This is a genomic window from Simiduia agarivorans SA1 = DSM 21679 (genome assembly GCF_000305785.2).
In the GTDB taxonomy this organism is placed as follows: Bacteria; Pseudomonadota; Gammaproteobacteria; order Pseudomonadales; family Cellvibrionaceae; genus Simiduia; species Simiduia agarivorans.
Genome location: NC_018868.3, coordinates 1,869,204 through 1,884,965, shown reverse-complemented (window position 1 = coordinate 1,884,965; position 15,762 = coordinate 1,869,204). Strand labels below are relative to the sequence as shown.

Annotated in this window: 16 protein-coding genes; 10 read left to right on the top strand and 6 right to left on the bottom strand. The window is 56.9% G+C overall.

Annotated features, from left to right (window positions below):
- Window positions 1-74 precede the first annotated feature (74 nt).
- Together M5M_RS08335 and M5M_RS08330 are read left to right on the top strand one after the other, a co-directional pair.
- The gene (locus M5M_RS08335; RefSeq protein WP_338057831.1) at window positions 75-1,499 is read left to right on the top strand and encodes a 3-hydroxyacyl-CoA dehydrogenase NAD-binding domain-containing protein; all 1,425 of its coding nucleotides are present in this window, start codon (window positions 75-77) and stop codon (window positions 1,497-1,499) included.
- A gap of 13 nt (window positions 1,500-1,512) precedes the next feature.
- The gene (locus tag M5M_RS08330; RefSeq protein WP_015047052.1) at window positions 1,513-2,664 is read left to right on the top strand and encodes a CaiB/BaiF CoA transferase family protein; all 1,152 of its coding nucleotides are present in this window, start codon (window positions 1,513-1,515) and stop codon (window positions 2,662-2,664) included.
- Between the two features lie 47 nt (window positions 2,665-2,711).
- On the opposite strand, the gene M5M_RS08325 is transcribed toward M5M_RS08330, so the two are convergent.
- The gene (locus tag M5M_RS08325; RefSeq protein WP_015047051.1) at window positions 2,712-3,671 is read right to left on the bottom strand and encodes an HlyD family secretion protein; all 960 of its coding nucleotides are present in this window, start codon (window positions 3,669-3,671) and stop codon (window positions 2,712-2,714) included.
- Window positions 3,672-3,673: 2 nt separating this feature from the next.
- On the bottom strand, window positions 3,674-4,009 hold the full coding sequence (locus tag M5M_RS08320) for a DUF3302 domain-containing protein (protein WP_015047050.1): 336 nt from the start codon (window positions 4,007-4,009) through the stop codon (window positions 3,674-3,676).
- 111 nt (window positions 4,010-4,120) lie between these two features.
- On the opposite strand from M5M_RS08320, the gene M5M_RS08315 reads away from it, so the two are divergent.
- Window positions 4,121-5,038 carry a LysR family transcriptional regulator gene (locus tag M5M_RS08315; RefSeq protein WP_015047049.1) on the top strand — a complete coding sequence of 306 codons (918 nt, stop codon included), beginning with the start codon at window positions 4,121-4,123 and terminating at the stop codon, window positions 5,036-5,038.
- A 9-nt stretch (window positions 5,039-5,047) separates the two neighbouring features.
- On the opposite strand, the gene M5M_RS08310 is transcribed toward M5M_RS08315, so the two are convergent.
- Window positions 5,048-7,042: an alkyl/aryl-sulfatase gene (locus tag M5M_RS08310; RefSeq protein WP_015047048.1), complete on the bottom strand. Its 1,995-nt coding sequence runs from the start codon at window positions 7,040-7,042 to the stop codon at window positions 5,048-5,050.
- A 203-nt stretch (window positions 7,043-7,245) separates the two neighbouring features.
- Here M5M_RS08310 and M5M_RS08305 point away from each other — a divergent pair, with 203 nt between their 5' ends.
- On the top strand, window positions 7,246-8,823 hold the full coding sequence (locus M5M_RS08305; protein ID WP_015047047.1) for a peptide chain release factor 3: 1,578 nt from the start codon (window positions 7,246-7,248) through the stop codon (window positions 8,821-8,823).
- A 36-nt stretch (window positions 8,824-8,859) separates the two neighbouring features.
- On the opposite strand, the gene M5M_RS08300 is transcribed toward M5M_RS08305, so the two are convergent.
- Both M5M_RS08300 and M5M_RS08295 read right to left on the bottom strand, forming a co-directional pair.
- Window positions 8,860-9,864 carry an amidoligase family protein gene (locus tag M5M_RS08300; RefSeq protein ID WP_024330215.1) on the bottom strand — a complete coding sequence of 335 codons (1,005 nt, stop codon included), beginning with the start codon at window positions 9,862-9,864 and terminating at the stop codon, window positions 8,860-8,862.
- A gap of 8 nt (window positions 9,865-9,872) precedes the next feature.
- Window positions 9,873-10,382 (bottom strand): Dps family protein, encoded by a 510-nt coding sequence (locus tag M5M_RS08295; RefSeq protein WP_016389307.1) that lies wholly within the window; start codon window positions 10,380-10,382, stop codon window positions 9,873-9,875.
- Window positions 10,383-10,560: 178 nt separating this feature from the next.
- Between M5M_RS08295 and M5M_RS08290 the strand changes: the two genes are divergently transcribed.
- From M5M_RS08290 to M5M_RS08265, 6 genes are all read left to right on the top strand, one after another.
- Window positions 10,561-11,868, top strand: coding sequence for a sigma-54 interaction domain-containing protein (locus M5M_RS08290; protein ID WP_016389306.1), 1,308 nt, complete (start codon window positions 10,561-10,563; stop codon window positions 11,866-11,868).
- A gap of 74 nt (window positions 11,869-11,942) precedes the next feature.
- Window positions 11,943-12,533 (top strand): 1-acyl-sn-glycerol-3-phosphate acyltransferase, encoded by a 591-nt coding sequence (locus M5M_RS08285; protein ID WP_029879407.1) that lies wholly within the window; start codon window positions 11,943-11,945, stop codon window positions 12,531-12,533.
- Between the two features lie 8 nt (window positions 12,534-12,541).
- Window positions 12,542-13,141 (top strand): lysophospholipid acyltransferase family protein, encoded by a 600-nt coding sequence (locus M5M_RS08280; protein WP_015047042.1) that lies wholly within the window; start codon window positions 12,542-12,544, stop codon window positions 13,139-13,141.
- 8 nt (window positions 13,142-13,149) lie between these two features.
- A complete protein-coding gene (locus M5M_RS08275) occupies window positions 13,150-13,899 on the top strand; it encodes a TSUP family transporter (protein ID WP_029879405.1) in 750 nt (249 codons plus the stop codon).
- On the top strand, window positions 13,890-14,234 hold the full coding sequence (locus M5M_RS08270; protein ID WP_015047040.1) for a hypothetical protein: 345 nt from the start codon (window positions 13,890-13,892) through the stop codon (window positions 14,232-14,234). The genes M5M_RS08275 and M5M_RS08270 overlap by 10 nt, the downstream gene beginning before the upstream one ends.
- A gap of 14 nt (window positions 14,235-14,248) precedes the next feature.
- Window positions 14,249-15,325, top strand: a complete 1,077-nt coding sequence (locus tag M5M_RS08265) for an AI-2E family transporter (protein WP_015047039.1) — start codon at window positions 14,249-14,251, stop codon at window positions 15,323-15,325.
- A gap of 80 nt (window positions 15,326-15,405) precedes the next feature.
- Here M5M_RS08265 and M5M_RS08260 read toward each other — a convergent pair whose 3' ends face one another.
- Window positions 15,406-15,726 (bottom strand): hypothetical protein, encoded by a 321-nt coding sequence (locus M5M_RS08260; RefSeq protein WP_015047038.1) that lies wholly within the window; start codon window positions 15,724-15,726, stop codon window positions 15,406-15,408.
- Between the last annotated feature and the right edge of the window lie 36 nt (window positions 15,727-15,762).

Here is a 15,762-nt window from a genome sequence, read left to right as displayed (position 1 = left end):
ACAAAGGCCACAAAATACCCGGTGGTTCAGCCGGCTCACCCAAGCTGGCTCAATTGTTAGCTATTGCTCCGGCGATGTTGGCGCAGAAAACCCGTGGGCTTTTGCCGGCGCCGGAAAAAATTCTCGATTGTGCGGTGGAAGCGGCAAGGCTGGATTTTGATACGGCTTTGCGCAAAGAAGGGCGGGCCTTTACCGAACTGGTCATGACGCCCGAAGCGAAAAACATGATCACCACGTTTTTCTTCCAGCTCAATAAAATCAACGCCGGTGCCAGCCGGCCGGACAATATCGCACCACACACGGTGAAGAAACTGGGTGTGCTCGGTGCCGGCATGATGGGCCAGGGCATCGCCTATGTGGCCGCCAAGGTGGGCATTGACGTGGTGCTGAAAGATATTTCCATGGCGGCGGCAGAAAAAGGCAAAGCCTATTCCGCCAAGCTGGTTGAAAAACAAGTGGCCCGCGGCCGGCTGGATCTGGCCGGTGCCGAGGCCCTGCTTGCCCGCATTCAGCCAACAGAGCGCGACCAGGACCTGGCCGGCTGCGATCTGATTATTGAAGCCGTGTTTGAGCAGATTGATCTCAAAAACAAAATCACCTTGGGTACCGAGCAGTATCTGTCAGATGATGGATTCTGGGGCTCCAATACCTCCAGTCTGCCCATTACCCAGTTAGCCGAAGCCAGCGCCCACCCGGAAAAATTTATCGGTATCCACTTCTTTTCTCCGGTGGACAAGATGCCTTTGGTTGAGATTATCTGCGGCAAAAAAACCAGCGATGAAACCCTCGCGCGGGCGTTTGATTTTGTCCGGCAAATTAAAAAAACGCCCATTGTGGTCAACGACTCCCTGGCGTTTTTCACCTCCCGCACCTTCTCCACTTATCTGGACGAAGCGGCCCGGATGGTGGTTGAGGGCATTCATCCCGTGGTGGTAGACAACCTGGGCAAGGCGGTGGGTATGCCGGTGGGGCCATTGACTGTGCACGATGAAGTCAGTCTGGAACTGACCCGCAAAATTCACCAGACCTGGGCCGACATGGGGGTGGAAAACCAGTGGGGCGAGCACGACGCCATGGCCGAAATTATCAAGACCTTGGTGGTGGAACATGGCCGGGGTGGCAAACACTATAACGGCGGCTATTTTGATTACGGCGATCAGGGCAAAACCATTTGGCCTGGCTTGCTGGATAAGTATTTTGATGGCGGGAATGCAACGCCGGAACAGGACATCAAAGACCGGTTGTTATTCCGTCAGGTGATTGAAACACTCAAATGCCTGGAGTCGGGCGTTCTGCGCTCGGTGGCGGATGCCAATATCGGTTCGATTATGGGTATTGGTGCGCCGGTGCATACGGGCGGCTTTGTGCAATTCATTAACACCTATGGTCTTGAACGTTTCCGCGCACGTTGCGCCGAGTTGGCCGATGCCTACGGTGAGCGTTTTAAGTGTCCAGCCATTGTCTCGGAAAAAATCGAGCGGGCTGAAACGTTTAACTGAATGATGATGCAACATGATGACTGACAAGAAAGCCGGCCCGCTGGCCGGCATCCGGATTCTGGAATTGAAAGGCATTGGCCCCGGCCCCTATGCCGGCATGTTGCTGGCGGACCTGGGGGCCGAGGTCATTGTGGTTGAGCGTGCGTCAAAAGCCACCGGTATCGGCTTGCCTTCAGCGCACGATGTGCATTCACGCGGCAAACGCTCCATCGCATTGGATCTCAAAAATCCGGCCGGGCGAAAATTGTTGTTTGAACTGGTGGCCACCAGCGATGCCCTGATCGAAGGTTTCCGCCCCGGTGTGGCCGAAAGACTGGGCTGCGGGCCGGACGATTGCTGGCAGGTAAACCCAGGTCTTGTGTACGGGCGGGTGACCGGCTGGGGACAATCCGGGCCGCTGGCGCACACCGCCGGGCACGATATCAATTACATCGGTTTAACCGGTGCACTGGCAGCCATGGGTGACAAACAAAAGCCGGCTCTGCCGCTCAACCTGGTGGGCGATTATGCCGGCGGCAGTCTGTTTCTGGTAATGGGTGTGTTAGCGGCGCTGTTGGACGCGCAAAAAACCGGTAAAGGCCAGGTCGTGGACGCTGCCATTACTGATGGCGTGGCCAGCATGATGTCCTTGTTCAGCAGCTTTAACGCACTAGGGCTCTGGAAGCCGGAGCGAGCGGCCAACTTGTTGGATGGCGCCGCACACTTTTACGATACCTACGAAACTGCCGACGGGAAATTCATGGCGGTGGGGCCCATTGAGCCGCAGTTTTATCAGCAGTTTCTTGCGGTTCTGGCGATTGACGATCCGTCACTGCAATCGCAGCAGCCGGCGGATTGGGCAGTCAATAAACACCAGTTAAAACAAATATTTTTGCGCCGGACGCAGGCGGAATGGACGCAGGCGTTTGAGGGTACCGATGCCTGCGTCACGCCAGTGCTGGATATGGCCGAGGCGGCGGTCCATCCCCACAATCACGCGCGATGTGCCTATGTAGAGGCGGGCGGCATTAATCAGCCGGGCGTTGCGCCAAAATTTTCAGGGCATCAGATTTATGTCAGTGGTAGCAGGCCTTCGGAGGGTGCAGATACGCGCGCATTGATGGCTTCGCTTGGCTATGACGAAGCCGCGATTGATCAGCTATTTGCGGATCGGATTTTAACCTGAGCTAGTAGCTGCACCCATTGCGGGCGCCGGCGTTTTTCTCGGTTTGCTCAGTGCAAGGGATAGATGTAATTCATCCATGCCGCCATGCGCAGCAGGATTTTGCGGATTACCGCAAAGTGATGCGCGTGTTCGGTATACACCGCCACCTGCCCGAAGGCACCCAGGGGTAATTGATCGGCGTACGGCGCGAAATCCGGGTCGGTCACTTTCAGCACCACGGCAATCCGGCCGGGTGGCTGTTGCGGATTGTAGGTCATCAGGTTGCCGCTGGCCTGTAGCTGACCCTCCTGCATCACCGGATTCACCTGCACGATTTCAGCACGGAATACTTTGCCGGGAATTCCGTCCAGCGCAATTTCTGCTTCGCCGCCGCGCGCCAGACGTTGCATGGCATTTTGTCGGAAAAACGCCGTCATGTACGCATCCTGGGTGTGCACAAATACCATCAGCGGCCGTAAGGGCGCCGATACGGCGCGCATGCCAGGGCGGAGGAAGTTCTGGGTGACAAAGCCATCGGTAGGCGCCACGATGCGGGTGTTTTTCAGGTCGAACTCGGCCTTGTGCAGTTGACCTTGCAGGTCTTCAAAATGGGACTCGGCACGGTCGAGATCGCGCGCACTGCTGACCTTGCGGGCAAACAGATTTTTCTGCCGGTCGTATTCCTCTTTGGCCGCTTCGATACGGGCCTGCAGTGATTCTATCTTAGCCTCAAACGGTGTTGGGTCGATGGTAAATAACAAATCGCCGGCTTTTAGCGGCTGATTGGGTTTGGCATCTACCGTCAGCACCTGGCCGCTGACGTTGGGCACGATCGGTGTGGTAATAAAATACTCGCGGCTGTATTCGGAGTAGGGGTGGTTGTAGTTCATCACAAACATAATGGTAGAGATGAGCACCACCCCGCCCAGTACGGCTGTGGGTACCGTCCATTTGTTCAGCGGCAGTTTGAATATTTTGAACACCGCTATGCACAGGCCTGCATAGGTGAGCAACATTAACATTTCCATGATTACTGCTCCTGCTCCCGTTGTTTTTCCAGTGTTTCAATGCGTGCGGTTAATGCGGCCACCTGGGCTTCAAGGCGTTCAACGTGTGCCTTGGGCGACTGATGATCGCTGAAACCCCAGCCCCTGTCCTCGCGGTACAGGGAGGCCCAGATCCATAAGAATGGCCAGAGGATGTGCAGGGTAAGCAAACTGACCCAGCCGGCCACATGAATGGCATCCTGATGGGGGTGATTGCGGTGTTTGGCAATTTCGTAGGGGATATCGTGAATCACGATAATGCCGTAAAACACCACCAGGCTGACAAAAATCAGCAGGATGGGCGCCAGATAGTCGATCATATAATGTCCTTATTTTGTGTCCGGGGTAGGGGCATAATACGATGACGTTATCCGGATTGACCAGTAAGTCAGGATGAAAATGAAAAGGCACATTGTTATGAGGATGCTCGAGTGACTACGCCACCCCCTTTCGATCTCAATTTACTGAGAGTATTCAATGCGGTGTACCAGACCGGTTCTGTCACACTGGCGGCGGAGAAATGCGGGCTGACCCAGTCGTCGGTGAGCAATGCCCTCGCGCGTCTGCGCACGCAAGTGGACGGCGATCTGTTCCGCCGGCAGGGGCGTGGCATTGTGGCCACCCGTTTGGCGGATCAGCTGTACGCGCACAGCCAGCCCGCGTTGGATTCGGTGGCGGCGGTGTTGGGTAATCTGGGTGAGTTTGACCCCGGCCACAGTGCGCGCGAGTTTTATGTGTGTACCTTTGAATCGGTCATTCACATATTGCAGCCGGTGCTTGATGCACAGTTGACCGGCAGCGCGGCCCGTATCGTTTTTCGGGATATGCCCACAGACCCGGTGGCGGTGGCGAGCGAATTAGAGCACGGGCGATTGAATTTGCTGCTGGATGTGGCCAGCGCCCATGGCGCGCACATGAGGTCGGAGCCGTTGTTTTCCGACCGTCTGGTGTGTGTGGCCCGGCGGGCTCATCCGCGCATTCAGGGTTCGCTTACTAAGGCCGAGTTTGCCGAGGCACTGCATGTGCTGGTTAACGTGCGTTACCCGCATGCCACTTTTGCGGACCGGTTCTCTGCCGACCCGTTACCGGCACGCAAAGTGTATTGTGAATGCAGCAGCGAAATGAGCATGCTAATGGTGGTGGCGCGCAGCGATGCGATTGGTCTGGTGCCCGAGCGTCTGGCGCGGCAATATCAGGATGCTCTGGCGCTGGCTGTTTATGAAAACCCGTTTGTGAGTCTTGAGGCGACGGTGCGTATGCACTATGCACGCCGGCTGGAAGAAAATTCAGCTGAACGTTGGTTGCGGGAGCAGATAAAAAAAGCGGCCCGATCTGTTGGGCCGCTTTAAGCTTTGCTGTCAGCGAGTCTTTGCCAGAGGCATGATCTCGAACTGACCGTCAAACTCGTCAAGCAGTGGCAGCAATTGTTGCAGGAAGTCCTGCTTGCCTTCAATGGTGGCCTTGCCGCTGGCCACCAGCGACTTCAGCGTTTTCTGCTTCAGTAAAATGGCCGTCAGGTCGTTTTTGTTGATGGTCAGTGTCGCGTCAGCCGGCTGTGGTTTTTCCACCTGAATGTTCGCCATATTAGCGTTGCTCACTTCAGCGTAATAAATTTCATCCAGATCCGGGTGCACAATATTGAAACTCATCGCAAGGCCAGCCTGTTCGGCTTTCGGCCCATTGAGTTGTACCGCCAGGAAATCAAGCAGCATGCCTGTGGGCGTATTGGCAACAATGTCACTGGATGCCGCCTTGATTGAGGGCTCAATGGTGTTGGTGCGCAGCTCAACGGCCGCCTGCAGGTAGCTGTTGCGCCAGGCCATGGTCTCGGATTGGTAACCCATTTGTTCGAAACTGTCGGCCAGTGCATGGCGGGCTTTTTGGTTTGCGGGCTTGCATTGCACAACGTCATTGTAAAGTTGTGCTGCTGCCTGGTAGTTGCCTTTGTCAAAATATTTTTTTCCTGCCTTCATCAGCGATTTCTCCCCTGCAGCGGCGACGTAGACGCAGGCCTTGTCCTGTGTTTTTAACGGGTTGGTATTGACCGGGTTCATGTCGTGATAGCCCAGGTACATATTGACCACCGCGCGCGCATTGTGGCTGTAGGAACCGTGGTAACCATTGGTGTGCCAGGTATTCAGTTGGGATTGCGGCACGATGGCCTCCAGTTCCCGGCCCACATCGTGAATGGTCACTCCCTGGTTCGCCAGACGCATACTCTGGTTATGGATGAAGCCGTAATTGTCCCGTTGCAAGGTAATGTATTCGGCAATGTTTTCACTGCCCCATACCGGCGCCGAGTGTGCGGCAAAGAGTACATCGGCCTTGGCCGCAAACCGCACTTTCAGTTCGGTCAGGTATTTTGTCCACGCCAATGAATCACGCACTTTGGCACCCCGGAAAGTGTAAATATTGTGTTGGCCGTGATAGGTCAGTTCGGCCGTCCACAGGGCTTTGTATTGCGGCAGCCAGGTCACAATTTCGGCCGGTGCTTCGGCGCCAGGCATATTGATAAACAGGAAGTCCACGCCGTCGATAGTGATCAGCTCTTCGCGTTGCTCAATGATGCGGGTGGGCGGGACCAGCGTGACCTGGCCGCGCGAGGTGCCGTTACCTAACGCATTGTCCACAATCCCTGCATCGGAATTTTCCAGCGTGGTGCCGTATTGGTACTGGGCGCGCCGCCCCATGGCCGGACCACCAATGAGATTTTCGTCCACCAGTTCTTTAAGAAAATCTTTGGGGGCGAAAATGTCCACGTCGGGGTTGTCGGCCAGGTATTGCTCGTCGATCACCCCGCGTGAGCCGCCGAAGTGGTCTACGTGTGTGTGCGAGTAAATCACGCCGGTGATCTTGTGCTCGCCGTTGATTTTCGGCAGGTGTTTGCGGGCAAAGGCCCAGCTGTCGCGAGCGGCTACGTCAGACAGCAATACGTCATACAACACGTAGCCGTTATTGGTGCGGATGATGGTCATGTTGGACAGATCCGACCCGCGGATCTGGTAGATCCCATCCACCACTTCAAATAATCCATTGGACACATAGTTCAGCATGGCCTGGCGATAGATCGATGGGTTGGCTGTATCGGGTATCTTGCCGGCTTCCAGAAAGCGGAAGCGACTGTGGACTTCGCCAGCGGCGTGCTCTTCAAAACTGGCAATGCGGCCCCGGTTTGCCTGCTCGAAGGCAGTTTTATCCTGCCATGGCAGTCGCTCTGCATGGGCCTTATTGGCGCTGCGAGTGTGGTCGGTGGCGGGCTTGCCCTGATACTGGTCAACGCTGGCATAGTCATTGGCAACCGCAATGGGGCTGGCCAGTGCAGCAATGGCGAGGGTGATCAGTTGCTTGTTCATGGTGATGCTCCTGAGTGGGCCATGGTGTGATTTCGTCATGTGACCAAAGTAAGGCTCTCCGGACATTTAATAAATCAAGCAAAGTGTGTTTTATGTATTTACGGGGTAAATGTGTTATCTGGAAGGTGGGTGACGCTACCGGCTCTGGCCGGCTATAATCCGCGGCTTTTCCATTTCTCGATATCACCAGTCAGAGTAACCCCATGAGCCAGTTTCAGGCGGACGTGGCCAAGCGCCGCACTTTTGCCATTATTTCCCACCCGGATGCCGGTAAGACCACCGTGACCGAAAAGCTGTTGTTGCTCGGCCAGTTGATCCAGATGGCGGGTTCGGTCAAAGGCAAACGCGGGCCGCACGCCCGGTCTGACTGGATGAGCATGGAGCAAGAGCGGGGCATTTCGGTGACCTCGTCGGTGATGCAGTTCCCCTATCACGACCGCATGGTCAACCTCCTGGATACCCCCGGTCACGAAGATTTCTCGGAAGATACCTATCGGGTACTGACCGCGGTGGATTCGGCCCTGATGGTGATTGATGGCGCCAAGGGCGTGGAAGACCGCACCATTAAACTGATGAACGTGTGCCGGCTGCGCGACACCCCGATCCTTAGCTTTATCAACAAGCTCGACCGCGACATCCGCGACCCTATCGAGGTGATGGACGAAATTGAATCGGTGCTGGACATCGCGGCTGCGCCCATCAACTGGCCCATCGGTTCCGGTCAGCTGTTCAAGGGCATCTACAACCTCTATACCGACACCATCACCGTGTATGAGGGTGGTCATGGCCATACCCTGCATGACTTCCGTGAGATCAAAGGGCTGGATTCGGCCGAAGCCGGCGAATTGCTGGGCGATGATGCCGACGACGTGCGCGATGAAATTGAACTGGTGCGCGGTGCCACCCACGAATTCGATCTGGATGCCTATCTGGCCGGCAAGCTGACGCCGGTATTTTTCGGCACCGCCCTGTCGAATTTCGGCGTGAAAGAAATGCTTGATGGCTTTGTGGAATACGCGCCCGAGCCGCGCGCGCGCGCCACCGAAACCCGCACAGTGGAGCCGAAAGAAACCGCCTTTTCCGGTTTTATTTTTAAAATTCAGGCCAACATGGACCCCAAGCACCGCGACCGCATTGCGTTCATGCGCGTGTGTTCCGGCAGCTACAGTAAGGGCATGAAAATGCGCCACGTGCGCATTGGCAAGGATGTGAAAATTGCCGACGCGGTGACGTTTCTCGCGGGCGATCGCGAGCAGGTGATTGAGGCCGTATCGGGCGATATTATCGGCCTGCACAACCATGGCACCATCCAGATTGGCGATACCTTTACCGAAGGCGAAGAGCTGAAATACACCGGCATTCCCAACTTTGCGCCGGAACTGTTCCGCCGTATCCGCCTGAAAGATCCGCTCAAAACCAAGCAGTTGCAAAAGGGCTTGCAACAGTTGTCGGAAGAGGGTTCAACCCAGGTGTTTTTCCCTCAGCACAATAACGACATCATCGTGGGTGCTGTGGGTGTGCTGCAGTTTGAGGTGGTGGCCTATCGCCTCAAAGATGAATACAAAGTGGATGCCATTTACGAGCCTATCAACGTGGCCATGGCCCGCTGGGTGGACTCAAAGGACGCGAAAAAATTCGAAGAGTTCAAACGCAAGTGTTATGAGAACCTGGCACTGGATGGCAGCGGCCACCTCACATACCTGGCACCTACGCGGGTTAATCTGAGTTTGGCTGAAGAGCGCTATCCGGAGGTAAAATTCCGGGCCACGCGCGAGCATTAATCGCTCGCGGGGCCCGGCAAGGCCAAGGGTAACGGGTTACTGCAACAGCGATTGGCGGGCAATCTGCTGCCAGCGTTGGTCCAGACTGTGGCCGAAGCGCTGCAGCTCACGGCGATAAGCCAGACACATTTGTTCCAGACGTTTCTCATCTTCCGCGAGAAATTCCACCGCCAGCCATTCGTGCCAGGGGGTGTGTAAACCCCAGGCCGGATTGTCGATATCGCAGTTGGGCAGCCGGAAATGAAACGCCGGCCGCGCTTTTACGCGTTCATCGTCCACGCCGCGCGCGACCCGGTCCGGGTCAAGGTGGGCGAACAGTGGCAGCAGGTCCAGGCTGCGGTTTCGGGTGGGGTTGGCTTCCAGGTAGTCGTCCATGAATTGGTCCAACGTGGGCGCATAATCCGGTTCGATGACCTTGGCGATATAAGCATCGCTGAAATGCCGGATGTGCGGCATCAGACGCCGGCTCCAATCGATATCCTCGCGCGCGCAGATGCCGTCGTGCAGGCAGAGGTAGGCGCGGAAATACCGTAGCAGGGTATCCACGTCCAACCCCGGTACATCGGGGTTCAGGTGCAGGCCGAAGGCGAAGCGCGAGGCGTAGCGGGTGCCTTTGGCGCCGGCACCGCGCAGCTTGGCGAGCAAGTTATTGAACGCATCCAGCTGGTCCAATGGCAGCGGCGGAGACACCAGTTCCCAGGGCACGAGCTGCTCGGCCAGGTCGGTGATGAGCCCGGCGGGGTCGGCATCAATCACCGCGGGTAATTCCAACCGTCGCAGCCGGCTCACGGTGTCCTGGATGGGCTTGGCGTCCAGCTCAATGAAAAAGTCACCCAGATCAGTGTCTACCAGCCCATAGCACAGGCCTTGCTGCAGCGTGATGTCGCCGCCAACGGTTTGCTGGAGCACGCGCGCAATGGAGAGCGGACTGAGTTCGCCCATTTCCACTTCGACCCCCACACAGCGGGTATTGCCTTGGGTGTCGCGCGTGCGCGGTGGCATTTTGCAGAGGGGGTTTTTACTGGTTTGCTTGGCTGTCATGGCTGATCTCAATGGGTCAGAATGGCGCGCAGCATCCATACGTTTTCCTCGTGCTGGCCGATGCGTTCGGTCAGTATGTCGGCGGTTTTCACATCGCCGGCGGCGTCGGCAGCATCGACCACCAGGCGCATCCGGCGGGCGCAGGTTTCATGGTCTTGCGCCAATTCCCGCACCATATCCTCGGCGCTGGGCCGGTCGATAAACTCCTGAATATCGGACAGTTTACTGAACGCCTGCAGGCTGCCGGGGGCAACGGCGCCCAGAGCGCGGATACGTTCCGCGAGGTCATCGATGGCGCTGAACAGGTCCTGGTACTGCGCTTCGGTGAGCTGGTGCAGGCTGTAAAACAGCGGCCCTACTACGTTCCAGTGACAATACTGGGTTTTGAGGCTCAGCATGTAGCTGTCTGCCAGCGCCCGGCTCATGGCTCTGGCGAGCTCAACCCGCGGTTGGTCTTCAATACCATTGTCCATCGGTTGTTCTTTGGGGCGAGGTTTAAGCAAGTTTGCTGTAGTCATGCTGTACTCCTGTATGACTGATGAATGTCACAGGGGTATTTGCAAACAGGGTGCCAACTGAAAAACGCTGAAAAAAGTCGTAAAACAGGCGAAAAGGGTGAGAAAAATCCGGGCTGATCCCGTAAATCGTTCACACCCCGTGTAATAATTACATGGCTGCTGACAATGAGGATGTCCCGTGAATCCAGCCCGAACCCTGTGCCTTTTACCTCCGGATCTGTTGAGCCAATTGGGCGATCTGCCTGCGGCTCACTATTGTCAGGATGCCGACAGCTTTCTGGGTCAGCTCGACAGTGCGGACTGGGCGCTGGTGCTTCTGGCCGCGCCCGCGGTGGACGCCGGATTCTGGCAGTCTGTGCTGGCCACATCGGCAGTGAAAGACAGCGAGTGGTTGCTGTTCAGTGATGGCGCACCCAATGAACTGCTCGACCGCCTGGGGCTTGAAGCGGGCGCCTTTCACTTCAGGACGCCCTATCCGATTGACGATGTGCGCCAGCTACTGGCGGAAATAGCCGCCGAATTTGAAGCCGATGCGCACAGCCGTGAGCATAAAAGCACCAGCGGAATCGATCAGTTTGGCGCTCTGGCCGGTTCCTCGGGGGCCATGCGCAAGCTTTACCGGCAGATCCGCAAAGTCGCGCCGACGGAACAAAGCGTTATGGTTCTGGGTGAAAGCGGGGTCGGCAAGGAGCTGGTGGCGCGCACCCTGCATCAGGTGTCGGACCGGGCGGAGGCGCCCTTTGTGGCAATCAATTGTGGTGCGTTACCAGACGCGTTGGTGGAGAGTGAGCTGTTCGGGCACGAGCGAGGCGCCTTTACCGGCGCAGTAAAGGGGCATAAGGGGGTGTTTGAATTGGCGCGCGGGGGCACGTTGTTTCTGGATGAAGTCGCCGAAATGTCGCTGGAGCATCAGGTGAAATTGCTGCGGGTGCTGGAAACCGGTGAATTCCGCCCGTTGGGCCGGGAGCAGCCCCTGACAGCCGATGTGCGTGTGATCTCCGCCACCAACCGGTTGCCCGAAGAGGAAGTGGCGGCGGGCCGGTTTCGTGAAGACCTCTATTTCCGCCTGGCTCAGTGGCCCTTGCAGGTGCCGCCGTTGCGGACCCGGGCGGGCGACAGGATTGGCCTGGCAGAGCATTTTCTGGCCTACACTAACAGTCGTGAAGGGCGGCAGATTGCCTTGTCAGACGCAGCGAAGCAGGCCATTGAACACTACGATTGGCCGGGCAATGTGCGTGAATTAAAGCACTGTATCAACCGTGCCTGCCTGCTGGCGGACGATGAAATACTGCCCCGGCATCTGATGCTGCGAGCGTCAGCCGGCAATATCGCCGACCAGGTACCTGCGGGCGTTCCGCTCGCAACCCTCGAGCGGGCGGCGATAATGAATACCCTGGCGGCAGCCGGTGGCAATAAAACCCTGGCGGCCAGCCAGTTGGGTATCAGCGTGAAAACCCTGTATAACAAGCTGGCCAAATACGAATAGCAGGGCAGTGATGCCTGACAGACCGGAACAAAAGTATTAAAATGGCGGGCTTTCTGACAAAAAATAATTCGAAAATGGCCGTAGTTCCTCAACTTCCTCCCCAGGTGCCCGCCTTGGGCAATGCATTCACCCGCGGTATCGGCCGGGGGTTGTTACATATCCTTGGCTGGCGCCTGGAAGGCGAATTGCCCAACGAGAAAAAAATGATGGTCGCACTGGCCCCGCATACGTCTAACTGGGACTTTGTGGTGGCAATGCCAATCATCATGGCGGTGGGCATCAAAGTGTCCTACATGATGAAAAAAGAAGCGTTCATCTGGCCATTGAGTGGTCTGTTCAAGTGGTGGGGCGGCATCCCGTTGGACCGGTCCGCGTCACAGGGCGTGGTTGAGCAAACCGTCAATTGGTACAACACCCACGAGGCCGTCTGGATGGCGATTACACCAGAGGGCACGCGTAGAAAAGTCGATCAATACAAAACCGGCTTTGTCCGTATTGCCCACGAAGCCGGTGTGCCCATTCTGACTATTTGCTGGGATTTTCCCAGCAAGTCCATGATCGTGGACCGGATCTGGACTACCACAGGCGATCACGAAGCAGACGCCGCTGCCATCAGGGAACACATCAATAGCCACTACCGTGGCGCACAACCCCAATTGCAGTAGGGGACTTTATGTCTGAACCGTATGTTTTACTGCCCACCGTGCCGGAAGGCTGGCCGCGCCTGGGCAACCGGCTGACGCGCTGGATCGGTCGTAGCGGGTTGCGCCTGATGGGCTGGCGTTGCAGTGGGCATTTGCCTGCCAATACCCAATTGGTTGTCGCCGGTGGCCCGCACACGTCCAATTGGGATTTTGTGGTGGCGATGTTTGCGATACTGGCGCTGGGTGTAAAAATCTCCTGGCTGGGCAAGCACAGTATTTTCCGCTGGCCGCTCACCGGCCTCTGGTACAAGTTGGGTGGTATTCCTGTTAATCGCGGAGCGGCGCAAGGCCTGGTGGAACAGGTGGTGGACAGCTTCCGCAAGAATTCCTCCCAATTGGTGGGGATCATGCCGGAGGGCACCCGCTCCAAAGTAGATCAGTGGAAGACCGGCTTCCTGCGCATCGCCAAAGGGGCGGGCGTGCCGGTTATGCTTGTGGGGATGGATTTTCCCTCCCGCACCCTGCACTTCGGGCACTTGCTGACCCCTGGTGAAGATCTGCAGGCGGATTTGGCAAAGGTGAAGGCATTTATCCAGAGCTTCCGCGGCAAGCGCCCGGCGCTGCAATAGGGTTTTCCATGGAGTGGACGCCAGAGGTAGTGCTGCTCCTGTTCCTGACGGCCTTCACCGCAGGCTTCGTATCCTCCATCGCCGGCGCAGGTGGCATGATCGTTCTGCCGGTATTACTGTGGGTGGGTATCCCCCCGTTGAACGCGCTGGCGGTCAATAAATTCCAGAGTGTGTTCGGTACACTGACCTCTACCGTGCATTTCTTCCGGCAGGGCCATTTGGCCCTGAGGCCTTTATTGCCGGGCTTGGTGCTCGCCGTTATCGCCTCCGTGATTGGCACATGGAGCGTGCAACAGGTGGGTAATGCGCAGCTGGAAGTATTGTTGCCCTGGGCCCTGATCGGCTTGGCGCTGTATTTTATGTTCAGCCGTCATCTGGCCGATGAGGATCGCCCCGCGCTCCTGACCCAAACGCAATTTAATGGCGCGGTCGCGCCGGTGATGGGTTTCTACGGGGGCTTCTTCGGTCCCGGCATGGGCTCCATATTTGCCGCCGTGTTTACCCGTTTACGTGGCTTTGGATTGCGCGCAGCAACCACCCATACCAAACCGTTTGTGCTGGTCATTAACACCACCTCCATGTTGGTGTTTGTCTTTGCCGGCTATCAGTGGTGGGGCGTTGCGTTATTGATGGCACTGGCGCAAGCCCTGGGGGCGCGATTGGGCGCGGGCATGGTGTTAACGCGCGGTGCGGGCTTTATCCGGCCGGTACTCATACTGGTAACCCTTGCTCTGGCGGTGAAACTCCTGTGGTTCTGATCATTACCCTGTTGTTCAGTGTGGTCGTGCTGGGTGGGGTGGTCTGGTTGCTGCTGTCGTTGCGCCAACCCAGTTATCGTCCCCGGCGTGAGCAGGTGTTGCGGTTGTTTGAGGCCTTGCACAAAGGCGAGCTGAAACACAAAGACTGGCTGGTCTTTACTTCGGTGCCGCTGCGACACGACCCCTGGCTTGAAAATCTCCGGTTGCGCTGTATCGACATCGAAGAACAGCATTTACTGGGCGATGGCTCGCGTCATCTATTTGATTCGGCCGGGCGTGAAAAACTTGCGCTGCTGCGCGAACAATTGCAGGATGCGCTGAACCAGAATTGCTAATACAGGGACGCGTCATGCCGGATCATCGATCACATCCTATTCTTTTGTTTTTGCTGGGATTGGCGGCCTTTGTGGTGGTGGTGGCGGGCATGCGCGAGGCGCAGCCATTGCTTGTACCTTTCCTGTTGTCGCTGTTTATCGCGGTCATTTGTTCGCCACCGCTCCTGTGGCTGAAGGCGCGCGGCGTGCCGAGCGGCCTGGCAGTGATTGTGGTGATAGCCATGATTATCGCCATGGGTGTGTTATTGGGCGTTGTGGTGGGTGGCTCACTGACGGCCTTTAAGGGCGATTTGCCCGAGTATCAGGCCCGTCTGCAAACCATGAGCGCCGGCGCACGCGATTGGCTTGAGGCCAAGGGGCTGGTGATTGATGTGGCGCTCTGGAAGGACAGCTTCAAACCCAGTACCGCACTGGCATTGGCCGGTAGCACCTTGTCGTCATTGGGCAACTTGATGACCAATGCGTTTCTGATACTGCTCACGGTCATTTTTATTCTGACCGAAGAAATGCGGTTTGCCGATCGGCTCGCCAAATCTTCTGCCAATTTGCAAACTGCGATTGCCGGTATCAACCGTTTCACGGCCAGTGTGAATCATTACATGGCGCTCAAAAGCGTGTTGAGCCTGGCCACGGGTGCCTGTGTGAGCGCTTTGTTGTGGGCGCTCGGAGTGGATTACCCCCTGCTGTGGGGCACGCTGGCTTTTTTGCTCAACTTTGTCCCCAATCTGGGCTCGCTGTTGGCCGCCGTGCCTCCGGTGTTGTTGGCGCTGGTACAGCTGGGCGTGACCGAAGCGGTCTATACCGCCATCGGTTTTGTTGCCATCAACATGGTGATCGGCAATGTCATTGAGCCGCGCGTCATGGGTAAGGGGCTTAACCTGAGCACATTGGTGGTGTTTTTGTCGTTGGTGTTCTGGGGCTGGGTATTGGGCCCGGTGGGCATGTTACTGTCGGTACCGCTCACCATTACGGTCAAGATAGCCCTGGAAAGCAATGACAATACGGCTTGGATGGGGGTGCTATTGGGGGATTCAGCGCCCGTTGTTGAGGCGCTGGAGGACAAGGTTGAAGAGCCGAAGGCTGATGAGTAATCCCTTACCTGCCCGGCGGGACCTGAATGCCTGCGTATGCGAGGCGTTATTTAACTGACTGCCAGTGCCCGTCGTTCCGATCAGAAGCGATAGGCAGCCTGTAGTTCAAACCCGTCATCGGTGGATAGCGTGTTCAACTGGAAGCCGCGCTGGTACACCGGGCGTTCCAGATTCAAGGGGGTAATCGCCTTGACCAGCACGTCTTTCAGATCCTGAGTCGTGTGGGTTTCGCTGGCCTGGCTGGCCAGGCGGGCGTAGGCATTGAAGTGGATAGCTTCGGTGGTGGCGGCCGTCAGGGCAGAGTCTTCACCGCTATAGAAGGCCTGGGAAAAAGTTTCCCCGGCCCAGCACTTGAGGCTGGTCAGGCAGGCTAAAAGCAAACAGCAGGGCAAGTACTTCATGTTCTGTGATCTCTACGGGGTTGTTTTGGCGCATCC

What these genes read in the sequence shown, in the direction of transcription:
- M5M_RS08275 (WP_029879405.1), top strand. Translation starts at nt 13,150, where the DNA reads ATGGAGTGGACGCCAGAGGTAGTGCTGCTCCTGTTCCTGACGGCCTTC.
- M5M_RS08330 (WP_015047052.1), top strand. Translation starts at nt 1,513, where the DNA reads ATGATGACTGACAAGAAAGCCGGCCCGCTGGCCGGCATCCGGATTCTG.
- M5M_RS08305 (WP_015047047.1), top strand. Translation starts at nt 7,246, where the DNA reads ATGAGCCAGTTTCAGGCGGACGTGGCCAAGCGCCGCACTTTTGCCATT.
- M5M_RS08265 (WP_015047039.1), top strand. Translation starts at nt 14,249, where the DNA reads ATGCCGGATCATCGATCACATCCTATTCTTTTGTTTTTGCTGGGATTG.
- M5M_RS08325 (WP_015047051.1), bottom strand. Translation starts at nt 3,671, where the DNA reads ATGGAAATGTTAATGTTGCTCACCTATGCAGGCCTGTGCATAGCGGTG.
- M5M_RS08320 (WP_015047050.1), bottom strand. Translation starts at nt 4,009, where the DNA reads ATGATCGACTATCTGGCGCCCATCCTGCTGATTTTTGTCAGCCTGGTG.
- M5M_RS08280 (WP_015047042.1), top strand. Translation starts at nt 12,542, where the DNA reads ATGTCTGAACCGTATGTTTTACTGCCCACCGTGCCGGAAGGCTGGCCG.
- M5M_RS08335 (WP_338057831.1), top strand. Translation starts at nt 75, where the DNA reads ATGTTGGCGCAGAAAACCCGTGGGCTTTTGCCGGCGCCGGAAAAAATT.
- M5M_RS08300 (WP_024330215.1), bottom strand. Translation starts at nt 9,864, where the DNA reads ATGACAGCCAAGCAAACCAGTAAAAACCCCCTCTGCAAAATGCCACCG.
- M5M_RS08285 (WP_029879407.1), top strand. Translation starts at nt 11,943, where the DNA reads ATGGCCGTAGTTCCTCAACTTCCTCCCCAGGTGCCCGCCTTGGGCAAT.
- M5M_RS08260 (WP_015047038.1), bottom strand. Translation starts at nt 15,726, where the DNA reads ATGAAGTACTTGCCCTGCTGTTTGCTTTTAGCCTGCCTGACCAGCCTC.
- M5M_RS08310 (WP_015047048.1), bottom strand. Translation starts at nt 7,042, where the DNA reads ATGAACAAGCAACTGATCACCCTCGCCATTGCTGCACTGGCCAGCCCC.
- M5M_RS08295 (WP_016389307.1), bottom strand. Translation starts at nt 10,382, where the DNA reads ATGACTACAGCAAACTTGCTTAAACCTCGCCCCAAAGAACAACCGATG.